This window comes from Rhizobium sp. LEGMi-198b, assembly GCF_054114205.1.
The window spans coordinates 256,954-275,332 of the sequence record NZ_JBSYVH010000001.1 but is presented as its reverse complement, the minus strand read 5'-3'; the positions used below and the strand labels follow the sequence as shown (position 1 = coordinate 275,332).

Genomic DNA, 18,379 nt, shown 5'->3' with positions numbered 1-18,379 from the left:
AAGCGGGGAAGGGTTCAAATTTTCCCTGCGAACTTATCCGTCGCGCGGATGAGCTGATCGAGAATGCCCGGTTCGGAAAAAGCGTGGCCGGCCCCTTCGATCAGATGGAATTCCGCCTTTGGCCATGCCTTGTGCAAAGCCCAGGCGTATTTCGCCGGGCAGGGCATGTCGTAGCGGCCGTGGACGATGACCCCGGGAATGTCCTTCAGTCTGTGGGCATCGCGCAGGAGCTGGCCTTCCTCCATCCAGCCGGCATTGACGAAGAAGTGGTTTTCGATGCGCGCGAAGGCATGCGCATATTCGGCTTCCTCGAACTTTCCGCTGGTCGAAGGATCCGGCAACAGGGTAATCGTCTCACCCTCCCAGATCGCCCAGGCCTTGGCGGCCTTCAGGCGCATGGCCTTGTCCTCGTGGGTCAGCCGGCGGTGATAGGCAAGCATCATCTCGTGACGCTCTTCCAGTGGGATCGGCGCGATGAAGCGCTCCCACTTGTCCGGGAACATTTCCGAGACGCCGAATTGATAATACCAGTCAAGCTCGGCCCTGGTCAGCGTGTAGATGCCGCGCACGACCAGTTCGGAAACCCGTTCGGGATGCTTTTCCGCATAGGCAAGCGCCAGCGTCGAGCCCCAGGAGCCGCCGAATACCAGCCACTTGTCCACACCGGCCATTTCGCGCAAGCGCTCGATATCGGCGACCAGATGCCAGGTCGTATTGGCGTTCAGCCCCGCGTGCGGCGTCGACTTGCCGCAGCCGCGCTGATCGAACAGCGTGACGTCATAAAGCGCCGGATCGAATTGGCGGCGATGCGTCGGCGAGATGCCGCCGCCCGGGCCGCCATGCAGGAAAACGGCAGGCTTGGCCCCAGGCGTGCCGACGCGCTCCCAATAGACGACATGGCCGTCACCGACATCGAGATGGCCGGAGGCGTAGGGCTCGATTTCCGGATAAAGCGTACGCAGTATTTCCGTCATATTTTCAATCCCTCGGCGGGCCAGACGTCGGTATCGTGATCAGGGTGCTGGAAGGAGATGATCTGCTCCTGCCGTGCGTAAAAATCCGGATCCTGATGGACCGGCTGCTCAAATATGGTGTCGACCCAGGGCAGGCGCGAGGCGTAGTTCACCTGGATCTGCGGCGCCAAATCGTCGCGCTCGTCGAAGGCGCCGATGGCGATCTCCAGCCCGCCGGGATGGCGGTAGGTCAGCGGCGTGCCGCAATTCTTGCAGAAGCCGCGGTCGATGTTGACGGAAGACTGGAAATAGGTGGGCTCGCCCCGCGTCCATTCGAGGCCATCATCCGGCGCCGTGACCAGGGCGGAGAAGAAGTTGCCGAACTGCTTCTGACACATGCGGCAATGGCAGATCGAGGGGCGGCCGAGCTCACCGTGGATGCGAAACCGCACGGCACCGCATTGGCATCCTCCGCTTCTGATGGCTTCAGTCATGGCTCTTCTCCTGTGGCCAGGTTTGGGTATCGTGATCGGGGTGCTGGTGGTTGGATGACCGGATCGCCAGATCACGATCCGAACCATCGCCATCCGGTTCCACTGGCAGCGCATCGAGCGCATGGAACCATGGCATTTTTCCCGCAAGATTCGATCGGGCGACCGGCTGCACCGCCATCGGCTCGTCGAGGGAACCGAGCGTCAGATTGATGAAATCCGTACCCGGAATGTCGTAGAACAACGGCGTGCCGCAGGCACTGCAAAAGCCGCGGCGCACGAGATCGGACGAGTGAAACCACGAGGGCTCGCCGCGCGTCAGCTCGAAATCGGAGCGTTGGGCGCTGCCGAGTGGCAGAGCGTAATTGCCTGAAGCCTTCTGGCACATGCGGCAATGGCAGAGATGGGGATAGCCGATCGCGCCGGCGGCACGATACCGGACCGCGCCGCACTGGCATCCACCGCTATATCCCATCGCCATCGTCATTTGCCTGTTTCCGGTGGCCATGTTGCCGTGTCGTGGTCCGGATGCTGATAAGACACGATCTCCAACACGAAGGGCGCCTGCTCCGCATCCTCTTCCGTCCGGTGCCCCGGCAGCAGATGCAGCCTGTCGACGAAGTCTATCTTGCCTTCCACGCCGAACTGCACCACCGGCGGCAATAGCGACGGATCATCGAATGCGCCAGCCGCGACCGCCACGCCATCGGGTCAACGGCGTACCGCAATCACCGCAAAAGCCGCGCTCGACGAAATTCGACGACCGAAACTTTTTGCGCTCCCCCCGTGTCCAGACGAGCTCGGCGCCGCGGGCAGAGACGAGCGGCGCATAATAGGCACCAAAGGCTTTCTGACACATGCGGCAATGACAGATCGACGCATCCTTGAGCTCGCCCCGTATACGGAAGCGAACCGCGCCGCATTGACAGCCGCCGGTGAAGGTTTCAGTCATCGCTTCACCTCCCAGGTCGTCTTACGCTCACCGGTCGCCGGGTCCTTGCCGTCCTTCAACTGAATACCTTCAGCCAAAAGCACCTCGCGGATCTTGTCCGCTTCGGCAAAGTTCTTCGCCTTCAGCAGTTCCAGCCGCTCCCGCACGCGCCTGTTGATTTCCGCAACGACGGCGTCGTCCATTTCCACCTTCTCGGGCAACAGGCCGAGAAGTGCCGCGCTTGCGGCGAAGGTGGGCAGGACGCTCGCATCGGCATTGGCGGCTTGCGCCAGAGCATGCAGCGCCTGGATGGCGGCAACGGTGTTGAGGTCGTCGGCCAGCGCCGCCACGATGGCAGCATCCGGCGCGGCATCGCCGACATCCGCCGCCGGCCATTTCGCCAGAAGCCGTTCAGCCTCTTCCAGCCGCTTCACGGAAAAGTCGATCGGCTCGCGGTAGTGCGTCATCAGCATGGCAAGCCGCAGCACCGCACCCGGCCATACCCGTCCGCCGAGTTTTTCGGTATGCAGCAGTTCGTAGATGGTGACGAAATTGCCCTCGGATTTCGACATCTTGCGGCCTTCGACCTGCAGGAAGCCGTTATGCATCCAGACATTTGCCATCACCTCGGTACCATGGGCGCAACGCGACTGGGCGATCTCGTTTTCATGGTGCGGGAAGATCAGGTCCAGTCCGCCGCCATGAATGTCAAAGACGTCACCGAGATAGCGCCCGCTCATGGCGGAGCATTCGATATGCCAGCCAGGACGGCCGCGGCCCCAGGGGCTTTCCCAGCCGGGCTCGCTCTCGTCCGAGAGCTTCCAGAGCACGAAGTCGCCCGCGCTCCTCTTATGCGCGTCGACAGCAACGCGGGCGCCGGCCTGCTGCTCCTCGAGATTGCGTTTTGAGAGCTGGCCGTAATCCGCCATGGATTTGGTGTCGAACAGCACTTCTCCAGCCGCCTGATAGGCATGGCCTTTGGCGATCAGCTTCTCGATGATCTCGATCATCTGCGCGATGTTTTCCGTCGCTCGCGGTTGCATCGTCGGCTCAAGGCAGCCGAGCGCAATCGCGTCCTGGCGGTACTGCGTCTCGGTCTTTTCGGTGACCAGGCGGATCGCGTCGTTCAGCGGCAGTCCAGGATGGTCACGCAATGCCCGCGCGTTGATCTTGTCGTCGACGTCGGTGATGTTGCGCGCATAGGTGACATGACTTTCGCCATAGACCTGCCGCAACAGTCGGAAGAGCACGTCGAAGACGATCGCGGGCCGGGCATTGCCGATATGGGCGAAGTCATAAACGGTTGGGCCGCAGACATACAGGCGGACGTTCTCGCGGTCGATCGGCTGGAAGTCGACCTTTTCGCGCGTCAGCGTGTTGTAAAATTTAAGGTGCGGCTCGGTGCCCATTTCACTCTCCCAAAGGCATAAATCCGAAAAATATCGTCACCGGCAGGCCGGACGTTTATCATCTTGAATTTTGGGAGACGAAAACGGCCAGGCCAGCGAAACGCTAGCGAATAATCTTCCGGCAGATAATGCAGATAACCGTTTTCATGGGCGGCTTTATCGCGCGAGTAGGGGATTTGGTCAAGGGGGGGATGTCGCCTTCTCCGCGTGGGCAGAAGGTGGCTCCAAGGGGTGGATGAGAGGCGACGGACGGTAGTTCGGAGCGCCCGAAGAGCAACCCTTACGGCGCAACGTCCTCAACCCGCGCTGAGCGCGAATTTTCCGCTGTTGGGGCAGCAACTGTCACCGGAATTCTCATGCGTGGACGGCACGCCGTTAATGCCACCGGTCTGTTCCGCGAATGTGAGATCGGCCCGATTACGAAAAAGATGCGCTCACATACCTACCCTAAACCTTCGGAGGATTTTCGGCATGCAAGGCGATCCCAGGGACAGGGGAAAGCCAGGGCTCTCGGTGGACCGCCCAGACCTCAAGCATCGGCTTGATGTCGTAGGGCGCCTGGTCCAGGGTGCCGAGAAATATCTCGACACCGCCGTCGAACAGGTAGAAGAGGCGCGAACCGCACACCGGGCAAAATTGGCGCCGCTCGTAGGTCTGCACCTCGCCAGTCATGCGAAAGTGGGGCTGGTGCCAGTTTGCGGTGGCAGAGTAGGCGGAGCCCGTCAGCTTTCGGCAGGTGGTGCAATGACATAGGCCCGACGCGTAAGGTTCGCCCCGAACTTCATACCTGACCCTGCCACAGAGGCATCCACCCGTTCGCACGACATCGACAGTCATTTACTTGTCCCCATTTATTGAATTGCCACGCAGGTAGTCGGCGCTCAAACCAAGCCCTACTTAATTTCCGCAACCTCGCGTGGATGCCATTGCGCCGCAAGGCGATCCAACCGGACTATCGCGGGAAGAGTACGATCCTGTGCCCTATGTGGCCCTTTTGATCCAGCATAGCGAATGCCAGAAGCCGGCGACGTCGCGCAGCGGCGAGGGCGCATAGCCCTTCACGCATACGTGTGGTGAACGAGGGGTAAAATGGGCGCTTTGGGCTGCGGTAGAGCATGATGCCATCCGGGCGTTTGCCAAAAAGATCACCCGATTCTAGAGTTTCCGCATCCTCGCTTCCAACAAGACGTTGTTGCCTGATATAAGTGGTGCTTATGGCTCGTTTTCTACCTCCACTTGCTGCAATCCGCGCTTTTGAGGCTGTCGCCCGTAAACTGAGCTTTACGCGCGCCGCGGAGGAATTAGGGATGACTCAGGCGGCGGTGAGCTACCAGATCAAGCTTCTCGAAGAGCGGCTCCGCGCAAAGCTTTTCGTGCGGCGTTCGCACGGAGTCGTCTTGACGGAAGCCGGGCAGCGCATAGCGCCCAACATCTCCGAGGCCTTCAACCTTCTCCACGAGACCCTCGATAACCTCGAGCACGCCCAGCATGAAACACTGACCGTCAGCACGACCAATGGCTTTGCGGCGCTGTGGCTGGTGCCGCGGCTGGACAGCTTCCGGCTCGCACAGCCGCAGATCACCGTGAGGATAGAGACGACAGACCGCGTGGTCGACTTCGCGCAGGAGGATATGGACGTCGCTGTTCGCGCTGGCGACGGCAAATGGCCGGGGCTGGTGGCGGTGAAAGTGCATGATGTATATTATGCGCCCATGCTTTCTCCGCAACTCGCCACTGCTATCGGAGGTGTCCGCGAGCCGGCCGACATTCTCAAGCTACCGTTGCTCGATTCCCAAAATCCCTTGTGGACGGCGTGGCTATGCGCCCATGACTTGCCGCTGGATATTTTGGAGCGCCAGTCTTCGCCCTCGCTGGGCACGCAGGTCTTCAGTGCTCCCGCAGCCATGGACGGGCGCGGCGTCGCCCTGCTCACGCCCACCTATTTTCGCCGCGAGCTGGCCGAGGGCCGGCTGGTCCAGCCTCTTGCCGAAACATCGAAAGCCGTTTGGGCATACTGGCTTACTTACCCGGAACGCAGCCGTCGCCTCCGTAAGATCAAAGCCTTCAGCGCATGGCTAATGGCAGAGGCAGGCAAGGACGCAACCTGACGGCCAGTGAGTATGATACGAAAGAGTTGCCGGCCGCCTAGCGTTCAGCGTTAGAGGTCGGTCATGGACGATCACAAGGTTGCCGTTGGTGACATCTGCTACGCAACACCGCGAATTTCTCCCAAGGGCGAATGCAGTATTATTCCGGCATCCGGTAGTCGACGAGCTTGTTTTCGCGCACGACAAAGAGTTTGCCGGTTTCGGTGACATCCGGACCCGCGAGCGGCAGGATGGCTTGCGCGACGTCGCGCGGATGCGGCAGCGTGTCCGGATCTTCGCCGGGCATTGCCTGGGCGCGCATCGCGGTGCGGGTGGCGCCGGGATCGACGCTGGTGATCCGTAGCGCCGTGCTTTGGGTTTCGCCCGCCCAGGTGCGGGTAAGTGCCTCGACGGCCGCCTTGGATGCCGAGTAGGGACCCCAGAAGGGCCGGCAGCGATGGGCTGCGGCCGATGACAGAATGATGGCGCGGCCCGCGTCGGCGCGCATCAGCAGCGGTTCGACCGAGCGGATCAGCCGCCAGGTTGCGGTGACGTTGATGGTCATCACCTTTTCGAACACCTTCGCCTCGACGTGGCCGATCGGCGAAATGACGCCGAGTACGCCGGCATTGGCGACGAGGATATCGAGCTTGCCCCAGCGCTCGAAGATGGAGCCGCCGAGCGCATCGATCGCGTTCATGTCGGCAAGATCGAAGGGCACCAGCGTTGCCGAACCGCCGACAGCCTTGATGGCGTCGTCCAGCTCCTCAAGTCCGCCGACCGTGCGGGCGCAGGCGATCACATGCGCGCCGGCCTTGGCTAGCTCCAGCGCGGTGAAATAACCAATACCGCGTGACGCGCCGGTCACCAGGGCGATTTTGTCCTTGAGGTCTATGCTCATGCTGTCTTGGTCCGAATGCGCTGGAGAAGGAGAGCGGTGAAAAGCCCCGTGTCAGCCGTTGCTGGCGAGCACGGAAAGCTTGCGCACATTGCTGGTGCTTTCCTTGTCGAGCAGGCGTGTCGGATAATCGCCGGTGAAATAGTGGTCGGTGAACTGCGGCTGCGCATTGTCGCGCGGCGCGCCGCCGACGGCGCTGTAGAGACCGTCGATCGACAGGAATTCCAGCGAATCGGCACCGATGAAATCGCACATCGCCTTCAGGCTCGTATACTGATTGGCGAGCAGCTTGTCGGCGTCCGGCGTGTCGATGCCGTAGAAATCCGGATGGTAGATCATCGGGCTGGCGACGCGGATATGCACTTCGCGAGCGCCGGCATCGCGGATCATCTGCACGATCTTGACCGATGTTGTGCCGCGCACGATGGAGTCATCCACCAGCACGACGCGCTTGCCTTCGATGATGGCCCGATTGGCGGAGTGCTTCAGCTTGACGCCGAAGGCACGAATCTGCTGCGTCGGCTCGATGAAGGTGCGGCCAACATAGTGGTTGCGGATGATGCCGAGTTCGAAGGGAATGCCACTTGCCTGTGCATAGCCGATCGCCGCCGGCGTGCCGCCATCCGGCACCGGCACGACGACATCGGCCTCGACGGGCGCTTCCTTGGCGAGATTGATGCCCATATTCTTGCGGGCGACGTAAACGTTGCGGCCACCGACCACGGAATCGGGGCGGGCGAAATAAACATATTCGAACAGGCAGAGGCGTTCAGGCTGGGAAACGTCGGGCTTGCGGGCATCGATGGTGATCGATCCGTCCGACTGGATCTCGCAGATGATGACTTCGCCATTTTCCACGTCGCGAACGTATTTGGCGCCGATAATATCGAGCGCGCAGGTTTCGGAGCAGAAGATCGGCTTGCCGTCGAGTTCGCCCATCACCAGCGGCCGGATGCCGATTGGGTCGCGCGCTGCGATCAGCTTGGTGCGCGTCATGGCGAGCATCGAATAGCCGCCTTCCATCTGGCGGATCGCGTCGATGAAGCGATCGGAGGAGGAGGGGTGCTTGGAGCGCGCGATGAGATGGAGCACGACTTCCGTGTCCGACGTCGACTGACAGATGGCGCCATCGGCGATCAATTGCCGGCGCATCGTTAGGCCGTTGGTGAAATTGCCGTTGTGAGCGATGGCAATACCGCCGACTTCCAGTTCGGCAAACAGCGGCTGCACGTTGCGCAGGATCGTCTCGCCCGTCGTCGAATAACGCACATGTCCGATCGAACGGTCGCCGGGCAGGCGGGCGAGGGTGGCGGGATCGGTATAATGGTCGCCGACAAGGCCCATGCGCCGCTCGGAATGAAAGCGCTGGCCATCGAAGGAGACGATACCGGCCGCTTCCTGGCCGCGATGCTGCAAGGCATGCAGGCCGAGCGCCGTCAGCGTCGCGGCGTCGGGATGGCCGAGAATGCCGAATACACCGCACTCCTCATGCAGGGTGTCGCCGTCGATATCATCCTCGATGGAAAGGGAATGGTTCATGGCTGCAGGCCTTTGCTCTCAACATGGGACGGGTCAGGGCGGCGTCGCGACTGAATGCAAAAATAACTGAAAATCCGGCCGGAAAGAATATCCGGCCGGATTTTCGTATTTCGTGCCGCTCACATGGCGATTATCGCTCTGCGGGTCAAGCCTGTAAACGCACTGTTAATTGTTCGTCTGCGGCGCAGGCGCGTCATCGGACGGCGCAGTATCGTTCGTTGAGCCATCCTGCGGCTGCGATTGTTGCTGCTGGTTCGGCGCGATCTTGTTGATGATCTCGGCGGGAAGCATCGCCTGAATGTTTTCCGGAAGCGCGGATTTGAGCTTTTCGACCATCGAATCGAGGAAAGGCTTCGACTTGGCGTTGTTGACCCAATCCGGACGTGCGGCCGGCGCGACCAACCAGTTCCAGAAGGCCACGACGACGACCATCAGCAGCAGGCCGCGGGCGGCGCCGAAGAGGAACCCGAGCGTACGATCCAGCGCGCCGATGCGGCTGTCGATGATGAAGTCGGCGATCCTGATGGTGATGAAGGAAATGATGATCAGCGCGATCAGGAAGATGACGGCGGCAGAGGCGACGGTCGCGATGCGGGTGTCCGCCGTATAGTGCAGCGCATAGGGCACCAGCAGCGAATAGAGATAATAGGCGGCGACGGCCGAGCCGCCCCAACTGACGATCGAGAGAATTTCGCGGGAAAAGCCGCGGACCATGGCCAGAACGGCGGAGAACAAAATAACGCCGATAACAATACCGTCAAAAATCGTAATGGGCATGTATAATCCACTCCAAGACTTGCCATGCCAAGCATGGCTGCCATCGGCCTCAAATATGTGCCTCTCTCCCCGTCAAGAACGGTTTAAGGAAGGCTCAGTCTTCGTCTTCCGCGCGCTTGAGCGCGCCCCTCGATCCGGCTATGCGCGCCACCAGATCCGGCAGGCTTTCGATCTCGTTCCAGCGCCCGCCATTGCCTTTCGGCAGGTCGGAGGAGGCGGTGGGGAGAAGCGCTGCAGAAAATCCCAGCTTCTCGGCTTCCTTGAGGCGCTGAGTGGTGTGCGCAACCGGCCGGACGGCGCCCGACAGGCTGACTTCGCCGAAATAGACGCAATCTGCCGGAAGGGCAAGACCAGCCAGGGATGAAACCAGTGCAGAGGCGACCGCAAGGTCCGCAGCCGGCTCGGAAATGCGATAACCGCCGGCAATATTGAGATAAACGTCGTGCTGACCGAGCCGAACACCGCAATGCGCTTCCAGAACCGCGAGAATCATCGACAGCCTCGCCGAATCCCAGCCGACCACAGCGCGACGCGGCGTGCCGAGCGATGTCGGGGCAACGAGCGCCTGCACTTCGACCAGCACAGGCCGGGTGCCTTCCATGCCGGCAAAGACCGCCGCGCCCGGCGACTTGGAATTGCGCTCGCCGAGGAAGAGTTCGGACGGATTGGCCACTTCCCGCAGGCCCTTGTCGGACATTTCGAAGACGCCGATCTCGTCGGTCGGGCCAAAGCGATTCTTCACCGTGCGCAGGATGCGGTAGTGATGGCCGCGATCTCCCTCGAAATAGAGAACGGCGTCGACCATATGTTCGACGACGCGCGGGCCGGCGATCTGGCCGTCCTTGGTGACGTGGCCGACCAGCACCATTGCCGCGCCCGTCTGCTTGGCGAAGCGGATCATCGCCTGCACACCGGTGCGCACCTGCGTCACCGTACCGGGCGCCGATTCGGCAAGCTCGCTCCACAGCGTCTGGATGGAATCGATGATGACGAGGTCGGGCCGCTTGCCTTCGGCGAGCGTCGCGAGGATGTCCTCGACATTGGTTTCGGCGGCGAGCATCACATCCGTATTGGCAGCGCTCAGCCGCTGGGCGCGAAGCCGAACCTGCGCCACCGCCTCTTCGCCGGAGACGTAGACGATCTTGTGGCCTCTTCGGGAAAGGGCAGCGGCCGCCTGCATCAAGAGCGTCGACTTGCCGATGCCGGGATCGCCGCCGACGAGCACTGCCGAGCCGCGCACGAAACCGCCGCCGGTCGCCCGATCGAGTTCGGAGATGCCGGTGTGAATGCGCGGTGCTTCCTCGATCTCGCCCGACAGCGCCGTCAGCGTTACTGGACGCCCCTTCTTCGGCACCTTGGCGGGACCACCGCCGATGCCGCCCATCGGGTCTTCCTCGACGATGGTGTTCCATTCGCCACAACCATCGCATTTGCCTGCCCAGCGGTTATGGACCGTGCCGCAGTTCTGGCAGATGAATTGTGTACGGGCTTTTGCCATCAGATGCTGTTCTCAATGTCCTGTGCTTCGCAGTGCGAAGCGAATCGCGGCTGGCTGTCAGATAATGTCTTTCGCGTCAGATCAAAACTAATGATTTCCGCATCAACGGCGATTGTGTCAGCCTTTATGCTGGGGTTTTCGATCGATGGTGACGGATGTTCGATTATACGCTTGCACATTGGGTCGCGTTTCTTTCGGCCGCCGTTCTGCTCAATCTGTCGCCGGGGCCGGATATTGCCTTCATTCTCGGTCACACGATCAGAAGCGGCATACGTTCCGGCTTTGCCGCGCTATTCGGCATATGGAGCGGCGCCTGCGTCCATGTTCTGATGGCCGCAGCCGGGCTATCGGCGATATTGGCGGCCTCGGCCATCGCGTTTTCGGCGGTAAAATGGGCCGGCGCGGCCTATCTCATCTGGCTTGGGATACAGGCGCTGCGCTCGAAGGGCGAAGGCGCCTGGATCAAGGAGGCCGGAAGGGCAGTGCCCTGGAGCCGCATCTATCGGCAAGGCATCCTGGTGTCGCTGCTCAATCCGAAGGTGGCCATCTTCTTTCTCGCTTTCCTGCCGCAGTTCGTCGTTGAAGGGGCAGGCCCGGTCTGGGCGCAGCTCTTGCTCCACGGCAGCCTCATCATAGTAGTCGCCGCCTTCATCGAACCGCCCCTCATTCTTCTTGGAGGTCGTCTTGCCGAGGCACTACGGCGCAATCGAAACGCGGGCCTGTGGCTGGACCGGGGGCTTGGAATATTGTTTGTAGCGCTGGGGGTCCGCTTGGCGGTCAGCGCGCGTTAGGCGGTGGTGATGCGCTCCTACTCGTCGGCCTCGTCAAAGATGTAGCGCCGCTCATGCCGCAACCCCAGGCCGGTCAGCATCTCGTAGCTGATCGTCCCGGCCGCGCGGGCAGCGTCGTCAACGGGGATATTCTTGCCGAAGAGCTCGATATAGTCGCCAGCGCGGACCAGTTTTTCGGGGACGTCGGTCACGTCGAAGATTGTCAGATCCATGGTGATGCGGCCGGCAACGGGCACCTCGTAGCCGGCGATGAATCCGTTGCCGCCGGCAATTCCGGTCTGGCGCAGCGGCACGCCATCATTCGACTGGCTGCGCATGTAACCATCGGCATAGCCGGCCGAAACAATGGCGAGGCGGCTGTCGCGCGTCAGCTTCAACGCCCCGCCGTAGCTGACGGTCTCGCCGGCTTTGGCGGAGCGGGTCTGGATGATTCTCGCCTCTGCCGTGGCGACCGGTCGCATCGGATTGGCCATATTGCCGACCGCCTGGCCGCCATAGAGGGCAATGCCGGGACGGGTAAGGTCGAAATGATATTCGGAGCCGAGGAAGATACCGGCGGAGTTGGCGAGGCTCGCCTCGATGCCTTCGAAGGCGGCGCTGACCTTGCGGAACGCTTCGAGCTGCTGCCTGTTCATCGCGTGTGCCGGGTCGTCGCCGCAGGCGAGGTGGCTCATCACCAGAACAGGCGCAAAACTCGCCGGGCGCGAGACGTCGTTGGCGAGCGCGATGGCATCCTCTGCCTGCAATCCCAGCCGGTTGAAGCCGGTATCGACCTGCAGCGCGCAGGGGTGATCACCATGGTCGGCCAGCACCGACATCCAGAAGGTCAATTGCTCTTCGGAAGCAATGACGGGCACAAGATCGTTTTCGAAAAACTGCCGCTCTGTCCCCGGCCAGATACCGCTGAGCACGAAAATCCGGGCATCCGGGGCATAGAGCCGGAGTGTGGCGCCTTCCTCGGCGGTGGCGACGAAGAAATCACGGGCGCCGGCGAGATAAAGTGCCTCGCCGACATCTTCGATCCCCAGACCATAAGCGTCCGCCTTCACCGCGGCACCGGTGCGGGCCCTGCCGGAACGGCGGGCCATGTCACGCCAGTTCTCGACGAGGGCGCCCAAATCGACCGTCAGCCGAAGGCCGGCGGAGGCGAAAGCGTCGATGTCTTCGAAATTATCTGTCATGGAGCCGCCTAAAAAAAGGGCCGGAGGGATGCTGCTCCGGCCAGAATAGTGATCATCGATGGAAAGAGAAAGTGCTGCAGTGCACATATGCGCCGCAGGCAGCCTTCATCATCAGTGCTCTTCATATTGCAGGAAGGACGAGTCCGCGAGGTCGGCGAAGCGCGTGAACTCCGACTGAAAGGCGAGTTTCACAGTGCCGGTCGGCCCGTGACGCTGCTTGGCGATGATGACGTCGGCCGTGCCTTTCACCTTGTCGAACAGGGCTTCCCATTCCGCGTATTTCGGATCGGCCGGATCGCGCGGTTCGGAGTTCTTGACGTAATATTCCTCACGGAACACGAAGAGCACCACGTCGGCGTCCTGCTCGATCGAGCCGGATTCGCGCAGGTCCGAGAGCTGCGGACGCTTATCGTCACGGCTTTCGACAGCACGCGAGAGCTGGGAGAGCGCGATGATCGGAACGTTCAGCTCCTTGCCGAGCGCCTTCAGGCCGGTGGTGATCTGGGTGATTTCCTGGACGCGGTTCTCATTCGATTTGCCGGAGCCGGTCATGAGCTGAACGTAGTCCACCACCAGAACGTCGAGGCCGCGCTGGCGCTTCAGGCGCCGTGCACGCGCGGAAAGCTGAGCAATGGAGATGCCGCCGGTCTGGTCGATATAGAGCGGCACCTTCTGCATCATCATCGAGCAGGCAACCAGCTTTTCGAAATCGGCATCGTTGATGTCGCCGCGACGGATCTTCGATGAGGAGACTTCCGTCTGCTCGGAAATGATACGGGTGGCGAGCTGTTCGGACGACATTTCCAGCGAATAAAAGCCGACGACGCCGCCGTTCTTCGCCTTGGTGGAGCCATCCGACTGCACTTCGCCTTCATAGGCGGCGGCGATATTATAGGCGATATTGGTGGCGAGCGAGGTCTTGCCCATGCCGGGACGGCCGGCGAGGATGATCAAGTCCGAACGCTGCAGGCCGCCCATCTTGCTGTCGAGCGAGTGAATGCCGGTGGAAATGCCGGATAGACCCCCGTCGCGCTCCTTGGCGACAGCCGCCATGTCGATCGCCAGCGCAACGGCATCGTTGAAGGCCTGGAAGCCGCCGTCGTAGCGGCCGTTTTCCGCAAGTTCGAACAGCCGGCGCTCCGTATCCTCGATCTGCGTCTGCGGCGGCATATCGAGCGGGGCGTCAAAGGCGATGTTGACCATATCCTCGCCGATAGTGATCAGCGCGCGGCGCAGCGCCAGATCGTAGATGGCGCGGCCATAGTCCTCGGCATTGATGATCGAGACGGCTTCGGTCGCGAGACGGGCGAGATATTGCGCCACCGTCATGTCGCCGACCTTCTCTTCGGCCGGAAGGAAGGTCTTGATCGTCACCGGATTGGCGGTCTTGCCCATGCGAATGATGTCGCCCGCCACCTCGAAGATCTTCCGGTGCAGCGGCTCGTAGAGATGAATGGGTTTCAGGAAGTCGGAGACACGGTAATAGGCGTCATTGTTGACGAGGATCGCGCCGAGCAGCGCCTGTTCCGCCTCGATATTGTTGGGCGCTTCACGGTAATGCGGTTCGGCAGGAGCAATGGCGGCGATCTTGCGCGCGGCTTCGTTCATTTTCCGTCTCTTCGTATTCTTGAGTGCCGACTGGTTTGCGACGATCCGGCGTCACGGTCAATTGCGGAAGGGTAGTGACATGTCGCGGGGCGCTGGTTCGTCCGAGCTATTCACGTTGTTCCACTCATCCACAGGGACAAACGCTCCGCACTAAAAAAACCCGTTGTCGCCGCTTTGCAACGCAATGTCCGACACGCGAATCACATACAAAACGTTCATGGGTGATTTTAGCCTGATCTGTCCCGGCTGACATCCGGCAGGCGGCAATCGTGCTTGAAAAGCTGTGAGAACCCCGCTATTTCGTTGAAATAGGGTAGGATACTAATAGTATAAAGTAGCAATAATGTCTGGTGCGCCATCACGCCGAGAACTATTCGACGAGCTTTCTGCTTTCAATCGAAAGCTGAGGGCGGCGTTCGACAGCCTGGTGCGCGAGCACGGGATGACATTGGCCCGCGCCCGGGTTTTCCATAAGCTTTCCAAGCGCGATGGCATCAATCAGCGCGAACTCGCCGATGAGCTGGAGCTTGAGACCCCAACCTTGGTGCGTATCCTCGACGCCATGGAGGCGCAGAGCTTCATCGAGCGCCGTGCGGTGCAGTCGGACCGCCGCGCCAAGCAGATATTCATGACCGAATCCGGAAAAGTGGTGGCGGCCGAAGTTGAGGCTCTTGCCACCAGCGTACGTGCGGATATCCTTCAGGGGATTTCGGACGATGATGTCGGCATGGCCCTCAAGGTCATCCGCGCCATGACCGCCAATCTGCAGAATGTGGGTAAGTCATGAGGTAGCGTATGAGCGGTGACCCCGGCCCGATCAATGCGGAAGCCAACACCGCCGCGCCTGCTGCGCCACCGCCCGTGCCGCGCTGGAAGGTGCCGCTTTATATCGGCGCTTCCGTCATGTTCTTCCTGACGCAGGGCCTCGGTCTTAATCTCGCCTTCGCCAATCTCACGCAGATCCAGGGCACCATCGCCGCCACGACCACCGAATCCGCGTGGCTGTCGGCTGCCTATATGGCGCCGAATGTCAGCCTCGCCATCGCGTTGGTGAAGATCCGTCTGCAATACGGCGTGCGCAATTTCGCCGAGGTCAGCATTCTCGGCTTCGTCGTCGCCTCGCTGCTCAATCTCTTTGTCTCCGACCTGCATTCGGCCATCGTCGTCCGCTTCCTGAGCGGCATTGCCGGCGCGCCGCTCTCGACGCTCGGCTTTCTCTATATGCTGGAGGCTTTCGAACCGGCCAAGAAGCTGACGATCGGCGTCAGCCTGGCGATGACGAATACGCTTCTGGCAGCACCCATCACTCGTCTCGTCTCGCCGTCGCTCCTCGATTACGGCGAATGGCGCGGGCTCTACACGCTGGAAATGGCACTGGCGCTGCTGGTGATGCCGATCATCTATCTGCTGCCGCTGACGCCGCCGCCGCGGATGAAAGTGATCGTCTTTGGGGACATCATCAGTTATCTGCTGGTTGCGGTCGCCTTTGGCTCACTGGCCATCGTTCTTTCCGTCGGGCGGCTTTATTGGTGGCTGGAAGTGCCTTGGCTCGGCGTATTGCTGGCCGTCAGCATCGCCACATTGACGCTCGCCATCGTCATCGAATTGCGTCGGCCAACGCCTCTGATCGATGCCCGCTGGCTACTCTGTCCGGAGATATTGCACCTGACCGGCATTCTCCTGGTCTTCCGCATGATCGCCGCCGAACAGACCTCGGTCATCATGACCTTCTATCAGAATGCCGTCGGCCTGCTCTACGATCAGCTTGCGATGCTCTATTGGATCATCTTGGCTTTTTCGGTCATCGGCGGCCTCATCTGCACGGTACTGATGAGCTATGGCCTGAGTTGGCAGATCCAGTTTGTCGCCCTCGTCATGATGGGGGCGGGTTCCTTCATGGATTCGCAGGTCACCACGCTGACCCGGCCGGAACAGATGTATCTCAGCCAGGCGCTGGTGGCGGCCGGCGCCGCTCTTTTCCTGCCGCCGTCCATGTCCCAGGGGTTCAAGGCCGCCTTTTCCAAGGGCGCCCCCTATCTGGTGACCTTCTTCGTCGTCTTCACCTTCACCCAAAGCATCGGCGGCCTGATCGGCTCTGCCTTCTACGGCACGCTGATCACCATCCGTGAAAAATTCCATTCCGCCGTCCTGACGGAACATGTGCTGCTGACCAACCCCGATGTTGCTCACCGTGTCGGCCAGCTATCTTCATCTTACGGCAGGGTGATTGGCGACAGCGCGCTTTTGAAGGGCGAGGGGTTGGCGCTACTTGGCGCACAGGTCACCCGCGAGGCCAATACGCTCGCCTATAGCGATGCCTTCTTCGTTGCCGGTGTCATCGCGGTCGTGTCGCTTGCTGGACTTTCGCTGCATGTATTCTACCGTTTCATCAAGGCGCGGCTCGTCGACGATCGGCCGCAGACCATGGCTTCCAACCCGTGAGGATATGAAATAGCTCCATGTCGAAGCTCGTTCGCTCCCCCATCGAAGTTATCGCCGTCCTCTCAGGTGTCGGCGGTGTCATGCTCGTGCTTTATGCCTGGCACCTGCCGCCTTTCCAAAGTTCCGTCGAGACGACGGACGATGCCTATGTCAGAGGCTATGTCACGACCATCAGCCCGCAGGTCAGCGGCTACATTACCGACGTGCCGGTCAGGGACTATAAGCTCGTTAAGCAAGGCGACGTGCTGACCAAGATCGACGATCGCATCTATCAGCAGAAGGTGGCGCAGGCGCGGGCGACGCTGGACGGTCAAAAGGCAGCACTTGCCAATTCGCGACAGCAGGAACAGGCGGCCCGTGCCGGCATCGCCTCTAGCGAAGCGCAGATCGACAGCGCCAACGCTGCGCTGAAGCGCGCCCAGCTTGCCTGGGATCGTGTGGCGACCCTGGTCGCCAAGGGCGTGTCGACCACCAGCGATTCCGAGCAGGCGCAGGCGACGTTGGAACAGGCAAAGGCTGCGGTTAATCAGGCGAAGGCCGGCCTCGACGTATCGCAGCAAAACCTGACGACGATCATCGTCAACCGGGCCTCGCTGGAGGCCGGCGTCAGCGGCGCGGAAGCGGCCGTGCAGCTTGCCGATATCGATCTGGAAAATGCAACGATCACCGCGCCGCGCGATGGCCGTATCGGCGAAGTCGGGGTCCGCCTTGGCCAATATGTGACGCCCGGAACCCAGCTCATGGGTCTGGTGCCCAAGGACGTCTGGGTCATCGCCAATTTCAAGGAAACGCAGCTCGACGGCATGAAGGTCGGCCAGCCCGTGACGATCTCCGTCGACGCGCTCGGTCACCGCGAGCTCAAGGGTCATATCCAGCGCTTCTCGCCGGCGGCGGGCTCGGAATTCGCCGTCATCAGACCCGACAATGCCACGGGCAATTTCACCAAAGTGGCGCAGCGCGTCGGCGTACGCGTCAAGATCGACGAAAATCAGCCGGAGGCGCAAGATCTTGCGCCCGGCATGTCGGTGGTCGTCTCCGTCGACAAGGATTCGGCACCGTTGCAGGATACTGCGGCGAATTGAGACGGCAGATGCGTCGCTAAGCCTTGTGGTCAAATAAAAAGCCTGGGTCGCGAGACCCAGGCTTTCTCATGTTCGCAGTCGATGCGACGGCTTGAATCAAGCTTCGTCTTCGGCGTTGCCGTCAGCTTCCGGATCGAAGAAGTCTTCCGGACGCAGGGCATCTTCGTCGACGCCGTAGATGGCATCAGCGGAGGTGAGGGTTTCGCCCTTGGCCTGACGCTCGGCTTCTTCAGCGGAACGGGCAACGTTGAACTCGACGGTGATTTCGACTTCGGCGTGAAGCGCGATGGCAACATTGTGCAGACCGATAGCCTTGATCGGCGTGTTCAGGTGAACCTGGTTGCGACCGATGTTGAAGCCTTCGGCGGCCAGGATTTCAACGACGTCACGAGCGGCGACCGAACCGTACAGCTGGCCGGTTTCACCAGCCGAGCGAACTACGATGAAGGACTTGCCGCCGAGAACGTCGGCAACCTTCTGGGCTTCGCTGCGGCGCTCCAAGTTGCGGGCTTCCAGGGTTGCGCGTTCGGCTTCGAAGCGAGCCTTGTTGGCGGGGTTGGCGCGCAGCGCCTTGCCGAGCGGCAGCAGGTAGTTACGGGCAAAGCCGTCGCGAACCTTGACCACTTCGCCCATCTGGCCGAGCTTGGAGATGCGCTCGAGGAGAATGACTTCCATTTTGTTGTTCCTTTCTG

Annotated in this window: 17 protein-coding genes and 1 pseudogene; 5 read left to right on the top strand and 13 right to left on the bottom strand. The window is 61.1% G+C overall.

What is annotated here, in order from left to right:
* Nucleotides 1-14 precede the first annotated feature (14 nt).
* The 6 genes and pseudogenes from pip to ACXHXG_RS01290 all read right to left on the bottom strand — a co-directional run bounded on the left by pip (nucleotide 15) and on the right by ACXHXG_RS01290 (nucleotide 4,621).
* A complete protein-coding gene (gene pip, locus ACXHXG_RS01315; protein WP_457898281.1) occupies nucleotides 15-974 on the bottom strand; it encodes a prolyl aminopeptidase in 960 nt (319 codons plus the stop codon).
* The gene (locus ACXHXG_RS01310; RefSeq protein WP_457898280.1) at nucleotides 971-1,447 is read right to left on the bottom strand and encodes a GFA family protein; all 477 of its coding nucleotides are present in this window, start codon (nucleotides 1,445-1,447) and stop codon (nucleotides 971-973) included. The genes pip and ACXHXG_RS01310 overlap by 4 nt, the downstream gene beginning before the upstream one ends.
* Entirely contained in the window at nucleotides 1,440-1,931 is a 492-nt protein-coding gene (locus ACXHXG_RS01305) for a GFA family protein (RefSeq protein WP_457898279.1), read from the bottom strand. The genes ACXHXG_RS01310 and ACXHXG_RS01305 overlap by 8 nt, the downstream gene beginning before the upstream one ends.
* Nucleotides 1,928-2,396: pseudogene (locus tag ACXHXG_RS01300) on the bottom strand (GFA family protein). Before ACXHXG_RS01300 ends, ACXHXG_RS01305 begins: the two are co-directional and overlap by 4 nt.
* Nucleotides 2,393-3,784 carry a cysteine--tRNA ligase gene (cysS, locus tag ACXHXG_RS01295; protein WP_457898278.1) on the bottom strand — a complete coding sequence of 464 codons (1,392 nt, stop codon included), beginning with the start codon at nucleotides 3,782-3,784 and terminating at the stop codon, nucleotides 2,393-2,395. Before cysS ends, ACXHXG_RS01300 begins: the two are co-directional and overlap by 4 nt.
* A 447-nt stretch (nucleotides 3,785-4,231) precedes the next feature.
* On the bottom strand, nucleotides 4,232-4,621 hold the full coding sequence (locus ACXHXG_RS01290; RefSeq protein ID WP_457898277.1) for a GFA family protein: 390 nt from the start codon (nucleotides 4,619-4,621) through the stop codon (nucleotides 4,232-4,234).
* Between the two features lie 377 nt (nucleotides 4,622-4,998).
* Here ACXHXG_RS01290 and ACXHXG_RS01285 point away from each other — a divergent pair, with 377 nt between their 5' ends.
* Nucleotides 4,999-5,892, top strand: a complete 894-nt coding sequence (locus ACXHXG_RS01285) for a LysR substrate-binding domain-containing protein (protein WP_457898276.1) — start codon at nucleotides 4,999-5,001, stop codon at nucleotides 5,890-5,892.
* A gap of 139 nt (nucleotides 5,893-6,031) precedes the next feature.
* On the opposite strand, the gene ACXHXG_RS01280 is transcribed toward ACXHXG_RS01285, so the two are convergent.
* The 4 genes from ACXHXG_RS01280 to radA all read right to left on the bottom strand — a co-directional run bounded on the left by ACXHXG_RS01280 (nucleotide 6,032) and on the right by radA (nucleotide 10,583).
* On the bottom strand, nucleotides 6,032-6,772 hold the full coding sequence (locus tag ACXHXG_RS01280) for an SDR family NAD(P)-dependent oxidoreductase (RefSeq protein WP_283049776.1): 741 nt from the start codon (nucleotides 6,770-6,772) through the stop codon (nucleotides 6,032-6,034).
* A gap of 51 nt (nucleotides 6,773-6,823) precedes the next feature.
* Entirely contained in the window at nucleotides 6,824-8,308 is a 1,485-nt protein-coding gene (gene purF, locus ACXHXG_RS01275; protein WP_457898275.1) for an amidophosphoribosyltransferase, read from the bottom strand.
* Between the two features lie 165 nt (nucleotides 8,309-8,473).
* The gene (locus ACXHXG_RS01270; protein WP_457898274.1) at nucleotides 8,474-9,085 is read right to left on the bottom strand and encodes a CvpA family protein; all 612 of its coding nucleotides are present in this window, start codon (nucleotides 9,083-9,085) and stop codon (nucleotides 8,474-8,476) included.
* 94 nt (nucleotides 9,086-9,179) lie between these two features.
* Complete coding sequence (radA, locus tag ACXHXG_RS01265; protein WP_283049778.1) at nucleotides 9,180-10,583, bottom strand: DNA repair protein RadA; 1,404 nt, start codon at nucleotides 10,581-10,583, stop codon at nucleotides 9,180-9,182.
* A gap of 155 nt (nucleotides 10,584-10,738) precedes the next feature.
* On the opposite strand from radA, the gene ACXHXG_RS01260 reads away from it, so the two are divergent.
* Nucleotides 10,739-11,374 (top strand): LysE family translocator, encoded by a 636-nt coding sequence (locus tag ACXHXG_RS01260; protein ID WP_457898273.1) that lies wholly within the window; start codon nucleotides 10,739-10,741, stop codon nucleotides 11,372-11,374.
* A 17-nt stretch (nucleotides 11,375-11,391) separates the two neighbouring features.
* On the opposite strand, the gene alr is transcribed toward ACXHXG_RS01260, so the two are convergent.
* Nucleotides 11,392-12,555 carry an alanine racemase gene (alr, locus tag ACXHXG_RS01255; protein ID WP_457898272.1) on the bottom strand — a complete coding sequence of 388 codons (1,164 nt, stop codon included), beginning with the start codon at nucleotides 12,553-12,555 and terminating at the stop codon, nucleotides 11,392-11,394.
* A 111-nt stretch (nucleotides 12,556-12,666) separates the two neighbouring features.
* Nucleotides 12,667-14,163: a replicative DNA helicase gene (locus ACXHXG_RS01250; RefSeq protein WP_283049783.1), complete on the bottom strand. Its 1,497-nt coding sequence runs from the start codon at nucleotides 14,161-14,163 to the stop codon at nucleotides 12,667-12,669.
* Nucleotides 14,164-14,506: 343 nt separating this feature from the next.
* On the opposite strand from ACXHXG_RS01250, the gene ACXHXG_RS01245 reads away from it, so the two are divergent.
* From ACXHXG_RS01245 to ACXHXG_RS01235, 3 genes are read left to right on the top strand one after another with little or no spacing between them, the layout of a single operon-like run.
* On the top strand, nucleotides 14,507-14,950 hold the full coding sequence (locus ACXHXG_RS01245) for a MarR family winged helix-turn-helix transcriptional regulator (protein WP_104822549.1): 444 nt from the start codon (nucleotides 14,507-14,509) through the stop codon (nucleotides 14,948-14,950).
* An 8-nt stretch (nucleotides 14,951-14,958) separates the two neighbouring features.
* Nucleotides 14,959-16,605 carry an MFS transporter gene (locus ACXHXG_RS01240; RefSeq protein WP_457898271.1) on the top strand — a complete coding sequence of 549 codons (1,647 nt, stop codon included), beginning with the start codon at nucleotides 14,959-14,961 and terminating at the stop codon, nucleotides 16,603-16,605.
* 17 nt (nucleotides 16,606-16,622) lie between these two features.
* Nucleotides 16,623-17,687, top strand: a complete 1,065-nt coding sequence (locus tag ACXHXG_RS01235) for an HlyD family secretion protein (protein ID WP_457898270.1) — start codon at nucleotides 16,623-16,625, stop codon at nucleotides 17,685-17,687.
* A 96-nt stretch (nucleotides 17,688-17,783) separates the two neighbouring features.
* On the opposite strand, the gene rplI is transcribed toward ACXHXG_RS01235, so the two are convergent.
* Entirely contained in the window at nucleotides 17,784-18,362 is a 579-nt protein-coding gene (rplI, locus tag ACXHXG_RS01230) for a 50S ribosomal protein L9 (RefSeq protein ID WP_104822552.1), read from the bottom strand.
* Between the last annotated feature and the right edge of the window lie 17 nt (nucleotides 18,363-18,379).

Bases quoted from the DNA above. Each gene is read 5' to 3' on its own strand.
- pip (WP_457898281.1), bottom strand. From the start codon at position 974: ATGACGGAAATACTGCGTACGCTTTATCCGGAAATCGAGCCCTACGCC.
- ACXHXG_RS01310 (WP_457898280.1), bottom strand. From the start codon at position 1,447: ATGACTGAAGCCATCAGAAGCGGAGGATGCCAATGCGGTGCCGTGCGG.
- ACXHXG_RS01305 (WP_457898279.1), bottom strand. From the start codon at position 1,931: ATGACGATGGCGATGGGATATAGCGGTGGATGCCAGTGCGGCGCGGTC.
- cysS (WP_457898278.1), bottom strand. From the start codon at position 3,784: ATGGGCACCGAGCCGCACCTTAAATTTTACAACACGCTGACGCGCGAA.
- ACXHXG_RS01290 (WP_457898277.1), bottom strand. From the start codon at position 4,621: ATGACTGTCGATGTCGTGCGAACGGGTGGATGCCTCTGTGGCAGGGTC.
- ACXHXG_RS01285 (WP_457898276.1), top strand. From the start codon at position 4,999: ATGGCTCGTTTTCTACCTCCACTTGCTGCAATCCGCGCTTTTGAGGCT.
- ACXHXG_RS01280 (WP_283049776.1), bottom strand. From the start codon at position 6,772: ATGAGCATAGACCTCAAGGACAAAATCGCCCTGGTGACCGGCGCGTCA.
- purF (WP_457898275.1), bottom strand. From the start codon at position 8,308: ATGAACCATTCCCTTTCCATCGAGGATGATATCGACGGCGACACCCTG.
- ACXHXG_RS01270 (WP_457898274.1), bottom strand. From the start codon at position 9,085: ATGCCCATTACGATTTTTGACGGTATTGTTATCGGCGTTATTTTGTTC.
- radA (WP_283049778.1), bottom strand. From the start codon at position 10,583: ATGGCAAAAGCCCGTACACAATTCATCTGCCAGAACTGCGGCACGGTC.
- ACXHXG_RS01260 (WP_457898273.1), top strand. From the start codon at position 10,739: ATGTTCGATTATACGCTTGCACATTGGGTCGCGTTTCTTTCGGCCGCC.
- alr (WP_457898272.1), bottom strand. From the start codon at position 12,555: ATGACAGATAATTTCGAAGACATCGACGCTTTCGCCTCCGCCGGCCTT.
- ACXHXG_RS01250 (WP_283049783.1), bottom strand. From the start codon at position 14,163: ATGAACGAAGCCGCGCGCAAGATCGCCGCCATTGCTCCTGCCGAACCG.
- ACXHXG_RS01245 (WP_104822549.1), top strand. From the start codon at position 14,507: ATGTCTGGTGCGCCATCACGCCGAGAACTATTCGACGAGCTTTCTGCT.
- ACXHXG_RS01240 (WP_457898271.1), top strand. From the start codon at position 14,959: ATGAGCGGTGACCCCGGCCCGATCAATGCGGAAGCCAACACCGCCGCG.
- ACXHXG_RS01235 (WP_457898270.1), top strand. From the start codon at position 16,623: ATGTCGAAGCTCGTTCGCTCCCCCATCGAAGTTATCGCCGTCCTCTCA.
- rplI (WP_104822552.1), bottom strand. From the start codon at position 18,362: ATGGAAGTCATTCTCCTCGAGCGCATCTCCAAGCTCGGCCAGATGGGC.